Origin of the sequence: Mesorhizobium sp. B2-3-4 (assembly GCF_006442315.1) — a bacterium.
Taxonomy (GTDB): Bacteria; Pseudomonadota; Alphaproteobacteria; order Rhizobiales; family Rhizobiaceae; genus Mesorhizobium.
Genome location: NZ_VFVY01000033.1, coordinates 13,777 through 32,933, shown reverse-complemented (window position 1 = coordinate 32,933; position 19,157 = coordinate 13,777). Strand labels below are relative to the sequence as shown.

At 63.7% G+C, this 19,157-nt stretch carries 20 protein-coding genes; 15 read left to right on the top strand and 5 right to left on the bottom strand.

All coding sequences use genetic code 11. The annotated features are described in order from the left end of the window. The first annotated feature begins 73 nt into the window (after positions 1-73). The 5 genes from FJ967_RS32070 to FJ967_RS32050 all read left to right on the top strand — a co-directional run bounded on the left by FJ967_RS32070 (position 74) and on the right by FJ967_RS32050 (position 5,064). Positions 74-355, top strand: coding sequence for an acyl carrier protein (locus FJ967_RS32070; protein WP_010909964.1), 282 nt, complete (start codon positions 74-76; stop codon positions 353-355). A 56-nt stretch (positions 356-411) separates the two neighbouring features. Then, entirely contained in the window at positions 412-1,602 is a 1,191-nt protein-coding gene (locus FJ967_RS32065) for a beta-ketoacyl-ACP synthase (RefSeq protein ID WP_140736321.1), read from the top strand. A gap of 44 nt (positions 1,603-1,646) precedes the next feature. Then, entirely contained in the window at positions 1,647-2,918 is a 1,272-nt protein-coding gene (locus FJ967_RS32060; protein WP_140736320.1) for a beta-ketoacyl-ACP synthase, read from the top strand. A 115-nt stretch (positions 2,919-3,033) separates the two neighbouring features. Next, entirely contained in the window at positions 3,034-4,062 is a 1,029-nt protein-coding gene (locus tag FJ967_RS32055; protein ID WP_140736319.1) for a zinc-binding dehydrogenase, read from the top strand. Positions 4,063-4,068: 6 nt separating this feature from the next. Continuing rightward, entirely contained in the window at positions 4,069-5,064 is a 996-nt protein-coding gene (locus FJ967_RS32050; protein WP_140736318.1) for a lipid A biosynthesis lauroyl acyltransferase, read from the top strand. A gap of 64 nt (positions 5,065-5,128) precedes the next feature. Here FJ967_RS32050 and FJ967_RS32045 read toward each other — a convergent pair whose 3' ends face one another. Continuing rightward, complete coding sequence (locus FJ967_RS32045) at positions 5,129-5,557, bottom strand: L,D-transpeptidase (protein ID WP_140736317.1); 429 nt, start codon at positions 5,555-5,557, stop codon at positions 5,129-5,131. A gap of 220 nt (positions 5,558-5,777) precedes the next feature. Between FJ967_RS32045 and FJ967_RS32040 the strand changes: the two genes are divergently transcribed. The 5 genes from FJ967_RS32040 to FJ967_RS32020 all read left to right on the top strand — a co-directional run bounded on the left by FJ967_RS32040 (position 5,778) and on the right by FJ967_RS32020 (position 12,166). Next, entirely contained in the window at positions 5,778-7,058 is a 1,281-nt protein-coding gene (locus FJ967_RS32040; RefSeq protein WP_140736316.1) for an acetylornithine deacetylase/succinyl-diaminopimelate desuccinylase family protein, read from the top strand. 159 nt (positions 7,059-7,217) lie between these two features. Beyond that, positions 7,218-8,696, top strand: coding sequence for an ABC transporter substrate-binding protein (locus FJ967_RS32035; protein WP_140736315.1), 1,479 nt, complete (start codon positions 7,218-7,220; stop codon positions 8,694-8,696). Positions 8,697-8,730: 34 nt separating this feature from the next. Then, entirely contained in the window at positions 8,731-9,678 is a 948-nt protein-coding gene (locus tag FJ967_RS32030) for an ABC transporter permease (protein WP_140736314.1), read from the top strand. After that, positions 9,675-10,544, top strand: a complete 870-nt coding sequence (locus tag FJ967_RS32025; RefSeq protein WP_140736313.1) for an ABC transporter permease — start codon at positions 9,675-9,677, stop codon at positions 10,542-10,544. The genes FJ967_RS32030 and FJ967_RS32025 overlap by 4 nt, the downstream gene beginning before the upstream one ends. After that, positions 10,541-12,166 (top strand): dipeptide ABC transporter ATP-binding protein, encoded by a 1,626-nt coding sequence (locus tag FJ967_RS32020; protein ID WP_140736312.1) that lies wholly within the window; start codon positions 10,541-10,543, stop codon positions 12,164-12,166. Before FJ967_RS32025 ends, FJ967_RS32020 begins: the two co-directional genes overlap by 4 nt. Positions 12,167-12,181: 15 nt before the next feature. Here FJ967_RS32020 and FJ967_RS32015 read toward each other — a convergent pair whose 3' ends face one another. Continuing rightward, complete coding sequence (locus tag FJ967_RS32015) at positions 12,182-12,613, bottom strand: TerB family tellurite resistance protein (RefSeq protein WP_140736311.1); 432 nt, start codon at positions 12,611-12,613, stop codon at positions 12,182-12,184. Between the two features lie 115 nt (positions 12,614-12,728). Between FJ967_RS32015 and FJ967_RS32010 the strand changes: the two genes are divergently transcribed. The 4 genes from FJ967_RS32010 to FJ967_RS31995 all read left to right on the top strand — a co-directional run bounded on the left by FJ967_RS32010 (position 12,729) and on the right by FJ967_RS31995 (position 15,165). Further along, the gene (locus tag FJ967_RS32010) at positions 12,729-13,514 is read left to right on the top strand and encodes a TSUP family transporter (protein ID WP_140736335.1); all 786 of its coding nucleotides are present in this window, start codon (positions 12,729-12,731) and stop codon (positions 13,512-13,514) included. 51 nt (positions 13,515-13,565) lie between these two features. Next, on the top strand, positions 13,566-13,736 hold the full coding sequence (locus tag FJ967_RS32005) for a hypothetical protein (protein ID WP_080511798.1): 171 nt from the start codon (positions 13,566-13,568) through the stop codon (positions 13,734-13,736). Between the two features lie 104 nt (positions 13,737-13,840). Then, positions 13,841-14,671 carry an AraC family transcriptional regulator gene (locus tag FJ967_RS32000; protein ID WP_140736310.1) on the top strand — a complete coding sequence of 277 codons (831 nt, stop codon included), beginning with the start codon at positions 13,841-13,843 and terminating at the stop codon, positions 14,669-14,671. A 71-nt stretch (positions 14,672-14,742) separates the two neighbouring features. Further along, positions 14,743-15,165, top strand: coding sequence for a VOC family protein (locus tag FJ967_RS31995; RefSeq protein WP_140736309.1), 423 nt, complete (start codon positions 14,743-14,745; stop codon positions 15,163-15,165). On the opposite strand, the gene FJ967_RS31990 is transcribed toward FJ967_RS31995, so the two are convergent. The 3 genes from FJ967_RS31990 to FJ967_RS31980 form a co-directional block, all read right to left on the bottom strand. Beyond that, positions 15,160-15,627 (bottom strand): hypothetical protein, encoded by a 468-nt coding sequence (locus FJ967_RS31990; protein WP_140736308.1) that lies wholly within the window; start codon positions 15,625-15,627, stop codon positions 15,160-15,162. The genes FJ967_RS31995 and FJ967_RS31990 overlap by 6 nt on opposite strands. A gap of 98 nt (positions 15,628-15,725) precedes the next feature. After that, complete coding sequence (locus tag FJ967_RS31985; protein WP_140736307.1) at positions 15,726-17,201, bottom strand: cobyric acid synthase; 1,476 nt, start codon at positions 17,199-17,201, stop codon at positions 15,726-15,728. After that, positions 17,201-17,815, bottom strand: coding sequence for a dimethylsulfonioproprionate lyase family protein (locus FJ967_RS31980; protein ID WP_140736306.1), 615 nt, complete (start codon positions 17,813-17,815; stop codon positions 17,201-17,203). Before FJ967_RS31980 ends, FJ967_RS31985 begins: the two co-directional genes overlap by 1 nt. A 138-nt stretch (positions 17,816-17,953) precedes the next feature. Here FJ967_RS31980 and FJ967_RS31975 point away from each other — a divergent pair, with 138 nt between their 5' ends. Beyond that, entirely contained in the window at positions 17,954-19,120 is a 1,167-nt protein-coding gene (locus FJ967_RS31975) for an isobutyryl-CoA dehydrogenase (RefSeq protein WP_140736305.1), read from the top strand. Positions 19,121-19,157 lie beyond the last annotated feature (37 nt).

Genomic DNA, 19,157 nt, shown 5'->3' with positions numbered 1-19,157 from the left:
GCCGGGAAAAACCGATTAGACAGCGCCCAAACAAGATGCGGACAGATTCCGCCCGCAAAGAAGGAAAAGACCCTTGTCCACCACGTTCGACAAAGTCGCCAAGATCATTGCCGACACCAGCGAGATCGATATCGACACCATCACGCCCGAGAGCCACACGATCGACGATCTCGGCATCGACAGCCTCGATTTCCTCGACATCGTCTTTGCCATCGACAAGGAATTCGGCATCAAGGTGCCGCTGGAAAAGTGGACGCAGGAAGTCAATGACGGCAAGGCTTCGACCGACGACTACTTCGTCATGAAGAACCTGTGCGCCAAGATCGACGCGCTGGTTGCCGCCAAGACTGCCTGAGGTCGTCAGGGGCGCGTGACTTGACGCGCTCCGCCGCCTGACCCACAAAGCCGCTCATGAGCAGCCCCCACGACGTCGTCATCACAGGTATCGGCCTTGTTTCCTCGTTGGGGGAAGGCCCTGACGCACACTGGCAGAAGCTGGCGCAACCTGGCCTGAAGCCGGTGCTCGAAGCCGCGCGCTTTGCGCCCTACACGGTTCACCCGCTGCCCGAGATCGACTGGAACCTGCAGATCGCCAAGCGCGGCGACCAGCGGCAGATGGAAACCTGGCAGCGCCTCGGCACCTATGCCGCCGGCCTGGCATTGGACGATGCCGGCATCAAGGGCAATGACGAGCTCTGCACCACCATGGACATGGTGGTGGCGGCCGGCGGCGGCGAGCGCGACGAGGCGGTCGACGCCGCCATTCTCGCCGCGTCCGAGAGCCGCAACGACCGCGACGTGCTGCTCAACGAGAAGCTGACCACCGAACTGCGACCAACGCTCTTCCTGGCGCAGCTTTCCAACCTGCTCGCCGGCAACATCTCCATCGTCCACAAGGTGACGGGGTCGTCGCGCACCTTCATGGGCGAGGAAGGCGCCGGCGTCGCCGCCGTCGAGACGGCCGCCGCGCGCATCCGTTCCGGCCAGTCGACGCACATCCTGGTCGGCGGCGCTTTCCAGACCGAACATTCCGACATGCTGCTCGGCTATGAGCTCGCCGGTTATCTGCATCGCGGCCCGTGGAAGCCTGTCTGGCAAAGGCAGGGCGCCGAGGGCGGCGGTGTCGTCTCGGGGTCGGGCGGCGCCTTCCTGGTGCTGGAGCAGCGCAAACACGCGGCAAGCCGCGGGCGGAAAATCTACGCCGAGCTTGGACCTGTCGTTTCCGGCCGCGCCAGGCGCTCTCGCGGCGAACTCGACGCCGAGATAGCCGCTTTGCTCAAACGCGCGGCAATGCCCGGCGGCGAACTGCTCGCAATGTCGGGCGCATCCGGCGCGCATGCGGCCACATCAGCCGAGAAGGCAGCGCTCGATGCCGTCGAGGCGATCGCCTCGCGTGGCTTTTCGACCCTGACCGGGCATATGAAGGAAGCCCAGTTTCCTTTCGCCGTGGCACTGGCGGCACTCGCCGTCGATCGCAAGGCCGCCTACCCTGTCTTTGACGCCGCGGCCGAGAAGCCGTTTGCAGGCATTCCCGCAAGCGTCCTTGCAACGGCGATCGGCTATCACCAATTCGAGGGCATGGCGCTGGTCAACGCCGCTTGAGGCGGCGTTCGACGCCGTGCCGTAGAAATTGAGAGGGCTTCCGAATGGCCAAGTTCAGAGATCACATGGGCAGGCCCATCGTCGCCGTCACCGGCATTGGCGTGGTGACTTCGCTCGGCGTCGGCAAATCAGACAATTGGGCGGCGCTGACCTCGGGCAAGTCGGGCATCCACCCGATCACCCGTTTCCCGGTCGATCACCTCAACACGCGCATCTCCGGCATGGTCGACTTCCTGCCGTCGAGTTCAAAAGGCGCCAGCCTCCTCACCTACGAACTGGCCGAGACCGCCGCGCGTGAAGCCGTGGCCGAATCCGGCCTCGACTCCGGTGATTTCGGCGGTCCCCTCTTCCTCGCCTCGCCGCCGGTCGAGCTCGACTGGCATGAGCGCTTTGCGCTCTACAATTCCGACAAGCAGGATTCCGGGGCCGAAAGGCTGCTGCGGGTGGCGCGCCGCCTGAAGGAAACAGATGTCTTCGAAACCACCCAGTTCGGCTCGATCGCCGACCGGCTCGCCGACCGCTTCGGCACGCGCGGCCTGCCGATCACGCTGTCGACCGCCTGCGCCTCCGGCGCCACCGCCATCCAGCTCGGCGTCGAGGCGATCCGACGTGGCGAATGCGACCGGGCGCTGTCGGTCGGCGCCGACGGCTCGGCGACCGCCGAGGCGCTGATCCGCTTCTCGCTGCTGTCGGCTCTCTCCACCCACAACGACAATCCGGAAAAGGCTTCCAAGCCGTTTTCGAAGGACCGTGACGGCTTCGTCTTGGCGGAAGGCTCCGGCGCGCTCGTGCTGGAATCGCTGGAGGCGGCACTTGCTCGCGGAGCCTCCGTTCTCGGCATCCTCAGTGGCTGCGGCGAAAAGGCCGACGATTTCCACCGCACCCGCTCCAAGCCCGATGGCTCGCCGGCAATTGCCGCTGTCCGGGCCGCCCTTGCCGATGCGGGCCTCGGCGAAGACGAAATCGATTATGTCAACGCCCACGGCACCTCGACGCCGGAAAACGACAAGATGGAGCACCTCTCGCTGTCGACGGTATTCGGCGAGCGCATTGGCGCGATGCCGATCTCGTCCAACAAGTCGATGATTGGCCACACGCTGTCGGCTGCCGGCGCGGTCGAGGCCGCGTTTTCACTGATGACGATGCGCGAAAGCGTCATTCCCCCGACCATCAACTATGACAATCCCGACCCGGCGATCGTGCTCGACGTCGTGCCGAACAGGAAGCGCGATGCGCAGGTTCGCACCGTTTTGTCGAACTCCTTCGGCTTCGGCGGCCAGAACACTTGCCTTGTCATGGCGCGGGAACCGGTCTAAGCGAGCCCTTTCCGCCAATGCATGTCGCGCAAAAGCGACTTCGGTTTTGCGACAACGACATGCATAAACCAAGAACTAAAGCGCGAAGCGCTTTAGTAGAGAACCGACAGGCTCCATGCGCGCACTGCAACTTATCGAGGACCGCCGCCTTGAAACGGTGGACCTGCCGCCCCCGCCGCCACCCGCACTTGGCGAAGTCACGCTGCGCATCAAGGCGGTGGCGCTGAACCATATCGATGTCTGGGGCTGGCGCGGCATGGCCTTCGCCAAGCGCAAGCTGCCGCTGGTCGTCGGCGCCGAAGCCTCCGGCGAGGTCGAGGCGGTCGGCCCCGGCGTCTCCAGCCTGCTGCCCGGGCAATTGGTGTCGATCTACGGCGCGCGTACCTGCGGCCTCTGCCGCGCCTGCCGTGAAAGCCGCGACAATCTGTGCGAACATGTTTCGGGCGTCCACGGTTTCCATCTCGACGGCTTCGCACAGGAGAAGATCAACCTCCCGGCGCGCCTGCTGGTCCCCGCCCCGCCCGGCGTGACCGATATCGGTGCTGCTGTCGCCCCGGTCACCTTCGGCACGGTCGAGCACATGCTGTTCGACAATGCCAGGCTCCAGCCTGGCGAGACGATCCTCGTCCATGCCGGTGGGTCGGGCATCGGCTCGGCCGCCATTCAATTGGCCAAACGCATGGGCTGCAGCGTCATCACCACCGTCGGGTCCAACGACAAGATCGACAAGGCCAAGGCGCTAGGCGCCGACCATGTCATCAACTACCGCGACGACCGCTTCGAAGGCGTCGTGCGAAAGCTGACCAAGAAGAAAGGCGTCGATGTCGTCTTCGAACATGTCGGCGCCGACACTTTTGCCGGCTCGATGCTGTGCCTCAAGCGCGGCGGCCGCCTGGTCACGTGCGGCTCGACCTCGGGCGTCTCGACGCAGATCAACCTGATGCAGCTCTTCCAGCAGCAGCTGAAACTGCTCGGATCCTTCGGCTGCCGCATGGAGAACATGGCCAACGCCATGCAGAAGATGGCGGCGGGACAGGTCGCTCCCGTCATCGACACCGAGGTCGGCTTCGACGACATCGATGCCGCGCTGAAGCGCATGGAAGGCCGCGACGTCTTCGGCAAGATCATCCTCCGCGTCGCCTAGAGGCGGATGATTTCAGTGCTCAAGAAGCTTCGCCGCGACCTGAAATTTCGCTATGGCAGACAACTGCGCCAAGTGAACTACTGGCTTGTCGCGCGGGCCGCGATGATCATCATGTCGCTGTTGCGCCTGCTGCCGGTCGACAGTGCGCTGAATTTTGCCGACCGCGTCGCTCGCCTCATCGGTCCGAGGGTCGGACGCCATCAGGTCGCCGTCGACAATCTGCGCAAGGCCTATCCGCAAAAGAGTGACGGCGAAATCCAGGCAATCGCCTCCGACATGTGGGGCAACATGGCGCGCCTTGCCGCCGAATACATCTTTCTCGACGCCCTTTTCGACTATGACCCCGCCGCCAGCAAGCCCGGTCGCATCGAGGTCAAGGGAACAGAGCATTTCGTCGAGATCGCGGCCGAGAAGCAGCCGCACATCGTCTTCACCGGCCATCTCGGTAATTTCGAGCTGCTGCCGGTGGCGGCCGCGACCTTCGGCATGAACATCACGGCGCTGTTTCGCCCGCCCAACAACCCTTACCTCGCCGACTACATCCTTTCGACAAGGCGCTCGACCATGGGCGGCCTGCTGCCTTCGATGGCCGGCGCCTCGTTCGCGCTGGCGGGGGTGCTGGAGAACGGCGGCAATATCGGCGTTCTCGTCGACCAGAAATTCTCCAACGGCCTGGATACGACCTTCTTCGGCCGTCCCTGCCAGAGCAACCGCGTGCTCGGCACACTTGCCCGTCACTATGACTGCGACGTCTACCCGGCGCGCTGCGTCAGGTTGCCGGGCAACCGCTTCCGGCTCGAGATCGAGGACAAGCTGGTCCTGCCTCGCACCGCCGACGGCAGCGTCGACGTCCATGCCACCACCCAGATGCTGAACGACGTCGTCGAGCGCTGGGTCCGCGAGGATCCCGGCCAGTGGATGTGGTTCCACAAGAGGTGGGAAATCAGCAACTGGCGGCGTAAGAACCGTGCCGCGGCAAAGGCCCCGGCTGGAAGCAGCTAGATGAAGGCCATTGGCGAGGACGTTGGTCCCCGCCAGCCGATGACAGCCCTGTCAGCAGGTCGTTTCAGTTGGTGACGACAATGCGTGTATTGCCGAAGCCGACTTCCTTGACCATCGAATAGAAGGCTGCGGCATTTGCCGTGTGCAACCGCACGCAGCCATGCGAAGCCGGACGGCCAAGCTGCCTGACGGCGCCCGTTCCATGGATGGCATAGCCCCCGTGGAAGAAAACGGAATACGGCATCGGCGACATGTCGTATTTGCGCGAATACCACATCCGCGCCGTCCGCTGCGGCCGGTAGGTGCCGCGTGGCGTGAAGTAGCCCGGACGGGCCGTCGACACGGCCCACCGATAGACCGAGGCGCCATAGCGGACAGTCATTGTCTGCGACGAGACATCGATGTTCGCTGTCAATGTGGCTGCCTCACTTGCGACCGATGCGCCAAACAGCGCGACAGCCAGCACCGCTGCCTTAAGGAACGACGTTTTCATGCGATCAAACCCCTTTGATTGCCCCTTGCCTGCCTGCCATCACGTTGTTTTTCACCTTTTTAATGGCAGTGAACAGATAACACACACTCCTTGACCAATTCGCCAATCCAAAGCAGCGAATTTGAACGATTTCCCGCGATAGTTGCCGCAAGGACACGCCGCACGATCGGGATTGCCGGCGGGCTTGCAAAACCATCGGGATCGCTGCTCAACTCTCCCGATGAATGAGCGACTCCTTCAAGCAATCGATATCAGGCGTGACGATCTGGTTTCGCTGACCGCCGACCTGATCCGGTTTCCGACCATCAATCCACCCGGCGAAGCATACCGGCCATGCGCCGAGTATATTGGCGCGCGCCTGAAGAAGCGTGGCTTCGAAATCGAATTCATCCGCGCCGAAGGCACGCCCGGCGACACTGACCGCTATCCCCGCGTCAACGTCGTCGCCCGTTTCGACGGCCGTTCACCGGGCGCCTGTGTTCACTTCAACTCGCATATCGACGTGGTCGAGCCCGGTGAAGGCTGGACCGTGGATCCCTTTGCCGGCGTCGTCAGCGATGGCAAGGTCTATGGCCGCGGCGCCTGCGACATGAAGGGCGGCCTTGCCGCCTCCATCATCGCCGTTGAAGCCTTCATGGACGTCTTCCCCGATTTTCCCGGTTCGATCGAGATATCGGGGACGGTCGATGAGGAGTCCGGCGGCTTCGGCGGTGTCGCCCATCTGGCCGGGCTCGGCTATTTCTCGAAACCCAGGGTCGACCACGTCATCATCCCGGAACCCTTGAACAAGGACCGCATCTGCCTTGGCCATCGCGGCGTCTGGTGGGCCGAGATCGAGACCAAGGGCGAGATCGCCCACGGCTCGATGCCCTTTCTCGGCGACAATGCGGTGCGCCACATGGGGGCCGTGCTCAGGGCATTCGAGGACGAACTGTTTCCTGCACTCGACCGCAAGATGACGCGCATGCCGGTGGTGCCGGAAGGCGCCAGGCGCTCGACCATGAACATCAATTCCATCCATGGCGGCCAGACCGAGGACTTCCGGCCCGGCCTGCCGTCGCCCAATGTGCCCGACTCCTGCCGGCTGACCATCGACCGCCGGTTCCTGCTCGAGGAGGACCTCAAAACGGTCAAGGGCGAAGTGACCGGGATTCTAGATCGGCTGAAGCGCGAGCGCAAAAAGTTCGACTACGAGATTCGCGACCTGATGGAAGTGCTGCCCCTGATGACCGAGCGCGACGCGCCGGTGGTCAAGGCCGTGGCGCAAGGCATCCAGGCGATCTTCGACCGCGAGCCCGACTACGTCATTTCGCCCGGCACCTACGACCAGAAGCACATTGCCCGCATCGGCCATATCTATGACTGCATCGCCTATGGACCCGGCATTCTCGACCTTGCCCACAGGCCCGATGAATGGGTCGGCATATCGGACATGGTGGAATCGGCCAAGGTGATGGCGATCGGGCTCAACGTGCTGCTGCGCGGCACGGCTTCTGGCTGATGTTCCAGCGGCAAGCTTCGACCGGCCAACACCACCGGCATGAGAAAAACATTCCCGGCCACGCCGGTGCACAGCACGAAACGCAATTTACTACCGCGCCAAATCACGCTTCTATCGTCCGGTTTGAGCACATGTCCTGAACGCATGGGGAGTTGCACGATGAGATTGTGGAAAACCATCCTGGCAGCCGCGGTCCTTTCGATGGCCGCGGGCAATCAGGCCCTTGCGGCCCGGACCGACCTGGTCATCGGCATTCCGCTCGAACCCCCGCATCTCGATCCAACCGCCGGCGCCGCCGCCGCGATCAAGGAGGTGCTCTACGCCAATGTCTTCGAGGGCCTGACCAGGATTGGCCAGAATGGCGAGGTGCTGCCTGATCTGGCCGAGAGCTGGACCATTTCCGATGACGGCAAGGTCTATACGTTCAAGCTCCACACCGGCGTCAAATTCCACGATGGCGCCGACTTCAGCGCCGACGACGTGAAATTCTCGCTCGACCGGGCTCGCGCCGACAATTCGGTCAATGCGCAAAAAGGCCTGTTCGCGGCCATCGACAAGGTCGATGTCATCGATCCGGCAACGGTCAAGGTCACGCTGAAGAACCCGCAAGGATCCTTCCTCTACAATATGGGCTGGGGCGACGCGGTGATGGTGTCTCCCAAATCCGCCGACACCAACAAGGAAAACCCTGTTGGCACGGGTCCGTTCAAATTCCAGAACTGGGCCAAGGGATCGTCGATCACGCTGGTGAAATCAGACCATTACTGGGGTGCCCCGGTGTTCCTCGACAAGGTCGAGTTCCGCATCGTGCCGGATGCGGCGGCCTACGTGCCGGCCCTGTTGTCGGGAGACATCCAGGCTTTCCCCTTTTTCGATCCCGACAGTCTTGCACAGGTCAAGGACGACCCGCGGTTCAAGGTGGTGATCGGTTCGACCGAGGGCGAAACCATCCTGTCGATCAACAACAAGAAACCGCCTTTCGACAAGCTGCAGGTCAGGCAGGCGATCTCCTACGCGCTCGACCGCAAGGCGATCATCGACGGCGCCTCGGCCGGCCTTGGCCTGCCGATCGGCTCGCACATGTCTCCGGCCAACAAGGACTATGTCGACCTCACCGGCCTCTATCCGCACAATGTCGACAAGGCCAAGGAACTGCTGAAGGAGGCCGGGCTGGAGAATGGCTTCAAGGCGACGCTGAAACTGCCGCCGCCCAGCTATGCCAGGCTCGGCGGCGAGATCATCGCCTCGGAGCTTCGCGACGTCGGCATCAATCTCGAGATCATCCCGGTCGAATGGGCGCAGTGGCTGGACCAGGTATTCACCAAGAAGGACTACGACCTGACGATCGTCTCCCACACCGAGCCCAACGACATCGATATCTATTCGCGCAAGGACTACTACTTCAACTACGACAATCCGACCTTCGACAAGGTGATCGCGGACCTCAACCTCACCTCCGACGAAGCCAAGCGCAAGGAACTGCTCGGTGAGGCACAGAAAATCCTCGCCGACGACGCCGTGGTCGGTTTCCTCTACGAACTGCCCAAGGTCGGTGTCTGGGACGCCAAACTGCAGGGACTATGGGAGAACGCCCCCATCCAGGCCAATGACCTGACCAAGGTGAAGTGGAGCGAGTGAGGACTGTGGCGCGCGCCCCGCTCCCTCGCCTCTCATGACCGTCTACCTCCTCAAGCGGCTCGCCATCGCTTTGGCCACGCTGGTGCTGGCGTCCATCGTGGTGTTCGCCGTGCTGGAGATCCTCCCCGGCGACCCGGCGCGGCTGATGCTGGGCATGAACGCCAGCGCCGACCAGGTCGAGCTGTTACGCAACCAGATGGGTCTCAACGCGCCGCTCCTCCTGCGCTACCTGCACTGGGCCGGCGGCCTCGCCAGCCTCGATTTCGGCCGCTCCTATACCTATTCGGTACCGGTCATCGACCTCGTGCGCGAGCGGCTCGCCGTCTCGCTGCCGCTGGCGCTGATCGCGCTGGCGCTGTCCACCCTCATCGCCATTCCGGTCGGACTGTATTCCGCCAGCCGGCGCGGGCGGGTCGGCGACACGGTTGCAATGGGCGCCGCCCAGCTTGGCGTCGCCGTGCCCAATTTCTGGTTCGCGCTGATGCTGATCTATGTCTTCGCCGTCTGGCTGCGACTGGTCCCGGCCGGTGGCTTCCCCGGCTGGGGCCCCGGCGCCTGGCCGGCGCTGAAATCGCTGCTGCTGCCGGCGGTGGCCCTTGCCCTACCGCAAGCCGCGATCCTGGCGCGCGTCACCCGCTCGGCGCTGATCGAGGTGCTGAACGAGGACTATATCCGCACAGCCCGCGCCAAGGGCCTGCCCTATCGCGCCGTGCTATGGCGGCACGCGCTGCGCAATGCCATGATCCCGGTGCTGACCATCCTTGGCCTGCAATTCGCCTTCCTGCTCGCCGGCACTATCATCATCGAGAATGTTTTCTACCTGCCCGGCCTCGGCAGGCTGGTGTTCCAGGCGATCACCCAACGCGACCTGATCGTCGTCGAAAGCGTCGTCATGCTGCTGGTCGCGGCCGTGATCGCCGTCAACCTCCTGGTCGATCTGTCCTACGCGGTGGTCGACCCCCGCCTGAGAAGCCGGCCATGACGCTGCGCGCCGACATCCCCGATGAGACATTCACCGGCATCCTGGCCAAGGCATTCAGGAATACGGCTTTCGTGACCGGCTTCGTCATCACCTTGCTGATCCTTGCGATGGCGATCCTGTCCTACGTGTGGACGCCCTACGATGTGACCAGGCTGGTCATAGCCGACAAGACGCAAGGCCCTTCGCTGGCGCACTGGTTCGGCACCGACCATTTCGGCCGCGATATCCTGGCGATGATCATGGTCGGCGCCCGCAACTCGATCGCCGTGGCGCTGGTCGCGGTCGGCATCGGCATGGGCGTCGGCGTACCGCTCGGGGCCTTCGCCGCCGCGCGCGGCGGCCTGGTCGACGAAGCGTTGATGCGCGTCAACGATCTCGTCTTCGCCTTCCCCGCGCTGCTCTCGGCGATCATGATCACTGCCATCTTCGGGCCGGGCGCCGTCAACGCCATCATTGCCATCGGCATTTTCAACATCCCGGTATTTGCGCGCGTCGCGCGCGCCGGCGCGCTGGCGATCTGGCCGCGCGAGTTCATCCTGGCCGCGCGCGCGGCAGGCAAAAGCAGCACGCAGATATCGGTCGAACACGTGCTGCCCAACATCGCCACGCTGCTTCTGGTGCAGGGCACAATTCAGTTCGCGCTGGGCATCCTGGCCGAGGCCGGGCTTTCCTATCTCGGCCTTGGCGCGCAGCCGCCAATGCCGAGTTGGGGCCGCATGCTGTTCGACGCGCAGACACGCATGGTGGTCGCGCCGTGGATGGCGATCTTCCCCGGCATGGCGATTGTCGTCACCGTGCTCGGCCTGAACCTGCTCGGCGACGGCATCGCCGACATTCTCGATCCCAAATCGCGGCGGCAACGATGAGCCTGCTCGAAATCGAGGACCTGTCACTGACCATTGGCGGCGCGCGGATTCTGAAGGGCATGGGGATTTCAGTCGCGCCCGGCGAGATCATGGGGTTGGTCGGCGAATCCGGTTCCGGCAAGTCAATGGCAGCGCTGACCGTGATGCGGCTTCTGCCCCACGCCGCCCGCGCCACCGGCCGCGTCTCGTTCGACGGCATCGACATACTGGCGGCCAGCGAAGACCAGATGTGCGCCCTGCGCGGTGACGACATCGGCATGGTGTTCCAGGAGCCGATGACGGCGCTGAACCCGGTCAAGACCATTGGCGAGCAGGTTGCCGAAGGCATACGCTGGCACAGCGGGGCGACGCGCGCCGAGGCGGAAGATCGCGCCCGAAAAATGCTCGACCGCGTCGGCCTGCCCGAGGCAAAATTCCCGCTGTCGCGCTATCCGCACGAACTGTCCGGTGGCCAGCGCCAGCGCGTTGTCATTGCCATCGCCTGTGCACTGAAACCCAAGCTCTTGATCGCCGACGAGCCGACGACGGCGCTGGACGTGGTGCTGCAGGCACAGATTCTCGATCTCCTGCGCGACCTCGTCGCGGAAAACCGCATGGGCCTGCTGCTGATCTCGCATGACCTGGCCGTCGTGACCGAGATGGCCGATCGCATCACCATCTTGCGCCATGGCGAGGTGATGGAGGCCGGCGACACGGCACCCACGCTCTCCGCGCAGCTCCACCCCTATACGCGCCAGCTGGCACAGGCCTCGATGCATGTGCCGGCACGGCCGAAAACCCATCTTGCGGACACGGCAGCCAAGCCGTTGCTGGAAGTTGAAGGCGTCACGCGCGATTACCGTGGCCGCCGCATTTCGTTGTTCAGGCGCGCGCCCGACGTCCGTGCGGTCGATGATGTCTCGCTGTCGATGGCGGCGGGCCAGTCGGTGGCGCTGGTCGGCCGCTCCGGCTGCGGCAAGTCGACCCTTGCCCGCATGGTCCTGGCGCTGGACCGGCCAAGTTCGGGCGCAATCCGCTTTCGCGGTGAAACCATCACTGGCAGGAGCGAAGCCGAGCTGGCGCCGGCCAGGCGTGACATGCAGGTCGTCTTTCAGGATCCCTACGGCTCCTTTGACCCGCGCCAGAAGGTCGAACGGCTGATCGCCGAACCATTGCATGTGCTGGAGAAGTGGCCGACGCGCGCCGAGCGCCGCGAGATGGTGGCGCATGCGCTGCACGAGGTCGGCCTCGACCAGCGCGACATGGACAAATACCCGCACGAATTTTCCGGCGGCCAGCGCCAGCGCCTGTCGATCGCCCGTGCCATCATCACCCGTCCGAAACTTGTGGTCGCCGACGAGCCCGTCTCCGCACTCGATGTTTCGATCCGCGCGCAGATCCTGGATCTGTTCGCCAGCCTGAACCAGAAACTCGGCATCGCCTATCTCTTCATCACCCATGACCTGACCGTCGCCCGCGCCATCACGGACGAGGTGCTGGTCATGCATGAAGGCAGGATCGTCGAGCGCGGCAAGACGAACGACGTGCTGGACCGCCCGCAATCCGAGGCCGCCAGGGCGTTGGTCGCGGCGGCACCGGATCTGCACCGGGCGATCGCTCGACGGATGCAGGAACAGGGCTGAGCAGCCGATCCGCTGCTACTTCTCCGGCGCCACCATATCGACCGGGCTGATGTCGAGCAGGTCGAGCGTGCGGCGCAGCAGCCGCACCTCGCTCTCGGCCAATTGCGAGTCCGCCTTGGCGATCTCGGCCATGTGCTGGGCCAGTTGCCTGCGTCGCTCGACGTCGAGATCGCGGAACAGCGCGATCGCCTGCGAACCGTTGGTCTCGTAGCCGAATTCGTTGAGATATTCGATAACGGCGTCGATGCTGGTCTCCGGAATGCCGAAAGCGTCCTTGCAGATACGCCGGAAGGCAATCATCTCGCTCTCGCTGACAGTGCCATCGGCCAGGATCATGCGGAACAGCATCAGCAGCTCCGCCGACAGGACGGGATCGTCCGCGACCTTGCGCACGCCCGGGTCGCCGTCGAAGATAGAACGTATCTGGTCCAGCAATGCGAACGCCATGGGCGGCCCTTTCCGATTCCTCTTCATAGAGTTAGCGCGGAATCGGCCTTGCGCAAACAGGGCGCTCGTGGTCGAACGCCCTGTTTCCAGCCAGCTAAACGTCTTCCGGCACCAGATGATCGACCTCAGCATACAAACCATCGCCATGCTTGCCTTCGCCGGCTTTGCCGCGGGCTTTGTCGATTCGATTGCCGGCGGTGGCGGGCTGATCACCATCCCCGCACTGCTGCTTGCCGGTTTCTCGCCCGTCGAGGCGCTTGGAACCAACAAGCTGCAAGGCATGTTCGGCTCGGGCTCGGCGACGATCCACTATGCCTCCAAAGGCCATGTCGACCTGCGCCGGCAGTTGCCGTCGGCGCTACTGGCACTTACCGGTAGTGCCGTCGGCGCCTTGCTGGCGACGGTCGTGCCGGGCGACCTGTTGCGGGCGCTGCTGCCGCTGGTGCTGATTGCCATTGCCCTCTACTTTGCGCTCAAGCCCAACATGAACGATGTCGACCGCGTCGAACGCCTGTCGCCCTTCCTGTTCGGTGTCACGATGGTGCCGGCCATCGGCTTCTATGACGGCGTGTTCGGGCCCGGCGCCGGTTCTTTCTACATGCTGGCCTTCGTGACGCTCGCCGGCTATGGCGTGCTCAAGGCGACCGCGCACACCAAGCTGCTCAATTTCGCCTCCAATATCGGCGGCTTCATCGTCTTTGCCGCTGTCGGCGTCATCTTCTGGAAGATCGGCCTGATGATGGGCGTTGCCCAGTTCCTCGGCGCCCGACTCGGCGCCAGTCTGGCCATGCGCATCGGCGCCCGGCTGATCAAGCCGCTGCTGGTCATCGTCTGTGTGGCACTGGCGGTGAAGCTGCTGGCCGACCCGGCCAACCCGCTTCGTGTCATGATTGGTGTGTGATCACGCGCCTGTTACAATATCGCTGTTCGAATCATGTTGGAGGAGCCAGACATGAATCTCAGCGCGCCTACCCAGATTGTCTTCATTATTTCCCTGGTCATCGCCATCATCGGCATTCTCGCCGCGCTTGGCGTTCTTGCCTTTATTCCGCTCGCGTCGGTTTGGATCGTGCTTATCGCCTACATCGTGCTCGCCGCCGGCTGCCTGATGCGCGGCGCCTGACATCATCCCTTGAATCGGGGACCGCGAGAGCGCCTGGCCGCAAGCCGGGCGCTTTTGATTCTGGCCCCGCCTCTGCTAGATTTGCCTTGCCGGGAGGATGGTCAATGCCAGTCGAGACGCAGCGCCGGAAGGAACAGGACCGCTCGATATCGGGGCTGTTCGAAATGCGCCGGCGTCTTCCCGATCCGGTGCTGGATGGCGTCGTCATCGACATTTGCGGCTATCGCGAAACCGCCTCCGGGCATTTTCGCAATGTCGAATACGCATCGCTGACAGTGCCGCTGGTGATCAGCTTCGCCGAGCCTTTCGCCATCGGCCTCGGCAGGGCACCCGGCGACAATGACCGCTTCGCCAGCTTCGCCGCCGGTCTATTCGCCGGTCCGGTGATGATCGAATCCTTCGGCGGCGCCTGCTGCGTCCAGGTCAATTTCACTCCGCTTGGCGCACGCCGCTTCTTTCGCCTGCCGATGAGCGAGTTGACCGACAGCATGGTCGTCCTCGACGACGTGCTCGGCGCGCAAGGCGCCGCACTACGCGAACGGCTCGGCAATACACCCGACTGGACGACGCGTTTCGACCTGGCCGAAGCCTTCGTCGCCACCCGTCTTGCGAGCGCCGCCCAGACGCCGCCGGAGATCGCCTGGGCCTATGGCCATATTATCGGGTCGGGCGGGCGGACCCGCATTTCGTCGATCGCCGAACGGCTGGGTTGGAGCCGCAAACATCTGGCCGGCAGCTTTTCCAACGCGATCGGCATCGGTCCCAAGACGCTGTCGCGCATCGTCCGCTTCAACCGGGCGCTGCGTCTGTCGAGGCAGCAGACCGTCGACTGGGCCGATGTGGCGGCCGATTGCGGCTATGCCGACCAGGCGCATCTTGTGCGCGAGTTCCGCGATCTTGCCGGCGAGACGCCGACCGCCCTTGCCGGCAGGTAACATTTCTTCAAGACGCCGCAGCCGCCTTCGAACAAAGTAAGGCATAGGCCAACCCGATGAAGGAGGTTCCCATGCCCACGTCAACCGAAGCCCCCCGCCTCTATCCTGCTCTGCGCTACAAGAACGCGGCAAAGATGATCGACTGGCTGGGCGAAGCCTTCGGCTTCAGTGTTCGCGCCCGCTATGGCCAGGATGATGTCGTGCACCATGCCGAGCTCGTCTTCGGTTCGTCCATGATCATGCTGGGAACGGTGCGCGACGACGACTATGGCAAGATGGTCGGCGAACCGGGTTCCGGCGGCGGCAAGTCGATCTATGTTGCCGTCGACAACGCCGACGCCGCCTACGCAAGGGCCAGGAAGGCCGGCGCCAGGATTATCCAGGAACTGGTCGACCGCGACTATGGCAGCCGCGAATTCATCTGCCTCGACCCCGAAGGCAATGTCTGGTCCTTCGGCACTTATTGGCCAAAGGCCGGCGAGAAGGCTTCATGAGCCTTCCCGATAACGAACGGGGTTCTCGGGGTCCGTGTTGAACACCTCGGCTGTTTCGGCAATCAGCTTGGCAACCATTTCGGTCCTGAGCTGCTCAAATCTCACGAAGCTGAAATTGTTTCTACCGGATCGCATTTCACCGAGTTTGCCTCTGTAGCGATCAAGGATCGGCTTGCCGTCCGTCGTGACGGAAAGATAGACGCTTATATAGCTCTTCTGAAGCGCCATGCCGATCACCGGCCATTCGGTCGATTTGCCGGATTTTGTGGAATAGCGGAACATGCCGTAGCCGATCATTCTCATGCGCATCCCGGCGCTTCCCGCCGGGGTGCCCTGATGAAAGTGGCACGCAAGCGACGGCGCCGCCTTGCGGATCAATCCGCCAAATTTGCGCAGGTCCGCCTCTCGTTCCGCATCGAAATTGAAATAGCTGTGCAGGTCGGTGGCAGTCACATCGAACATTGCCGCGATCTCCCTCCAAGCCGCTTCCCTGTCCAAGGACGAACTTGATCGACCGGCTCCGACAAACCAAATCAAATTCCGCGGGTGATGGAGGGCGGCTACCGTGCCAGTCCGAAGATCGCATCGCAGTCGAGATGCCGCTCCAATTCGGCCGCGATGTCGTCCAATGCCGTCTCGACCTGGGCGCGATAGTCGATACCGGCGCCCCGGATGCCGAGGCTTTCGAGGAATTTTCCGCGAAAGCCGTCGGCGCCGAAGAGGCCGTGCATATAGGTTCCGATCACCTTGCCATCGCCTGAGATCGCACCGTCCTCGGTGCCGTTGATGATTGCCGACGGCCGCCTGGTATCCGGGCCTGTCGTGCTGCCGAGATGGATCTCATAGCCTTCGAGCGGCATGTCGAACGGCACCGATCGGGCACTGACATTGCGCACCGTCTTTTCCGGCTCCATCACCGTCTCGACATCGAGCAGGCCCAGTCCCTCGGCCTCCTTGACGCTGCCTTCGATGGCCTGGGGATCGCGCACCATGCGGCCGAGCATCTGGTAGCCGCCGCAAATGCCGACGACGTGACCGCCGCGTTTGCGGTGCACCGCCAAATCCCGGTCCCAGCCATTTTCGCGGAATTTCAGGAGATCGCCGATTGTCGACTTGGAGCCGGGAATGACCACCAACCCGGCATCGGTCGGAAGCGGTTTTCCCGGCGGCACGAACACGACTTCGACCTGCGGTTCCGCCTTGAGCGGGTCGAGATCGTCGAAATTGGCGATACGGCCCAGCATCGGCACCGCCACTTTCAGCGCGCGCGCCTCGCCCGACGCCAGTCGCTCCAGCACTACGGAATCTTCCGACGGCAGCCGTGCCGCCGCCTTCAGCCACGGCACTACGCCGAAGCAGCGCCATCCCGTGAATGTGTCGATGGCCTTGATGCCGTCGTCGAACAAGGTGACGTCGCCGCGGAACTTGTTGATGAGGTAACCGACGATCATGCGCCGGTCCTCCTCCGGCAGGATCAGATGCGTGCCGGCGACCGAAGCTATGACGCCGCCGCGATCGATGTCGCCAACCAGCACCACCGGCACATTGGCGCGCGTCGCAAAACCCATATTGGCGATGTCGCGGCTGCGCAGGTTGATTTCGGCCGGCGAGCCGGCACCTTCGACGATGACCAGATCGGCGCCCTCGCCGACCTTGCTCCAGGAGTCGAGCACCGCGTCCATCAGCCGCCCCTTCAGCGCCTGGTAGTCGCGCGCTCGCGCCTCGCCGAACACCTTGCCCTGGACGATGACCTGCGCGCCTATATCGGTCTGCGGCTTGAGCAGCACCGGGTTCATGTGCACCGACGGCGGCACGCCGCAGGCGATCGCCTGCAGCCACTGCGCGCGGCCGATCTCGCCGCCGCCATGGTGGTTGTCACCAGGAATATCGGCGACGGCGGCGTTGTTCGACATGTTTTGCGGCTTGAAGGGCCGCACCTTCAGGCCGCGCTTTTTCGCGGCCCGGCAAAGCCCTGCGACCAGCACCGTCTTGCCGACATCCGAACCCGTGCCTTGCAGCATGATCGCCTTGGCCATCAGTCCCTGCCCTGCGTGGCTCTGCCGGTGATCGTCGATTTTGCCGCCAATGGACCTCCGCGCCAGATGTAGAGCGCAAGCAGCGGCTCCTTGACCGTGCGCATGGCGTGGTTGACGTTGGAGGCATGGTGGACGACCTCGCCGGCCTCCCGCCTGTGAAACCCGCCCTCGCCCATGCGCCAGTCCGTACCGCCGGTCAAGGGAATGTAAATCTCCTCGGCAAGGTGGTGGTGGTCGGGATAGACGATATCGGGACCAAGGATCAGCAGGCCTGCCGCCACCGCCTCATTGGCGAAATGGCCGCGCGTTCCGAACATTTCCAGCCAGCCGTAATTGTCGATGAAGGCCTTGCCGAAATCCGATTCGCCGTAGGTCTGCCCCCAGTGCAGTTCGTCACGCCGTTCCGCCAGCAATTGCACCAGCGGCTTCGCGGCCGGCGGCGCGAGTTCCGTGGCGCGGTCGAGATGGCGCAGGCAGGCGAGCGGACGTGGATCGAGCTGCCGCGCCGGCATTGTCCAGCCGATGCGTGCCACCGCGTCGCGCACCAGGGCGTCGTCAATGGAGGCGAGATAGGCGTGGAACTGTTCCAGCAGTTCGTTGAATTTTGTCGTCACATCCTGCTCCGGGCATGCATTGGTGCACAGCGGCTGCGCAGCCGGTCGGGTTGCGCGGCGGCATCATTGGTCTAGATTGGTGCCCGCGCAAAGCCAAAAACGACAGGCCAGCAGGCCGAAACCGTCAGGGAGAACGCCATGGACGCCGCTGTCGATGCGAGCACCAGCCAGTTCGAACTCAATGAGGAGCAGCGCGCCATCCAGGAGATGGCCGAAGCCTTCGCCGCCGACCGCGTCGCGCCGAACGCGCTCGACTGGGATCGCAGGAAACATTTCCCCGCCGACGTGATTCGCGAGACCGGCCCGCTCGGCCTCGGCGGCATCTATGTCAAAGACGATGTCGGCGGCTCGGCGCTCGGCCGGCTCGATGCGGTGCTGATCTTCGAAGCGCTTTCGCGCGCCGATCCGGCCTTTTCGTCCTTCATCTCGATCCACAATATGGTGGCCTCGATGATCGACCGGTTCGGCAATGACGAGCAACGCCAGCGCTTCCTGCCGAAACTGACGTCGATGGAATGGCTGGCAAGCTATTGCCTGACCGAGCCCGGTTCCGGCTCCGATGCGGCTGCCCTGAAGACGCGCGCGGTGAAGAGCGGCGGCGACTATATTCTCAACGGCGCCAAGCAATTCATCTCCGGCGCCGGCGACAGCGACGTCTACGCCGTCATGGCGCGAACCGGCGCCGACGGGCCGAAAGGCATTTCCACCCTCGTCGTGCCCCGCGATGCGCCCGGCCTCTCCTTCGGCGCCAATGAGCACAAGATGGGCTGGCACATGCAGTCGACCCGCCAGGTCATCTTCGAGGACTGCAAGGTGCCGGCGGAAAACCTCTTGTCGGGCGAAGGCGCCGGTTTCGGCATCGCCATGGCAGGGCTCGACGGCGGCCGGCTGAACATCGCCGCCTGTTCGCTGGGCGGCGCGCAGTCGGCGCTCGACAAAGCGCTCTCCTACACCGCCGAGCGCAAGGCCTTCGGCTCGAAGATCAACCAGTTCCAGGCGCTTCAGTTCAAGCTGGCCGACATGGAAACGGAGCTGCAGGCAGCGCGCATCTTCCTCTACGCCGCCGCCTCGAAGCTCGACCGCAAGGCGCCCGATGCCGGAAAGTGGTCTGCAATGGCCAAGCGCTTCGTCACCGATACCGGTTTTGACGTCGCCAACAACGCGCTGCAGCTGCTCGGTGGCTACGGCTATCTGCACGATTACGGCATCGAGAAGCTGGTGCGCGACCTCAGGGTGCACCAGATCCTCGAAGGCACCAACGAGATCATGCGCGTGATCATCGCGCGGGCGCTGATCGGCCGCTGACGGCAGTAGGCAGTAGGCAGTAGGCAGTAGGCAGTAG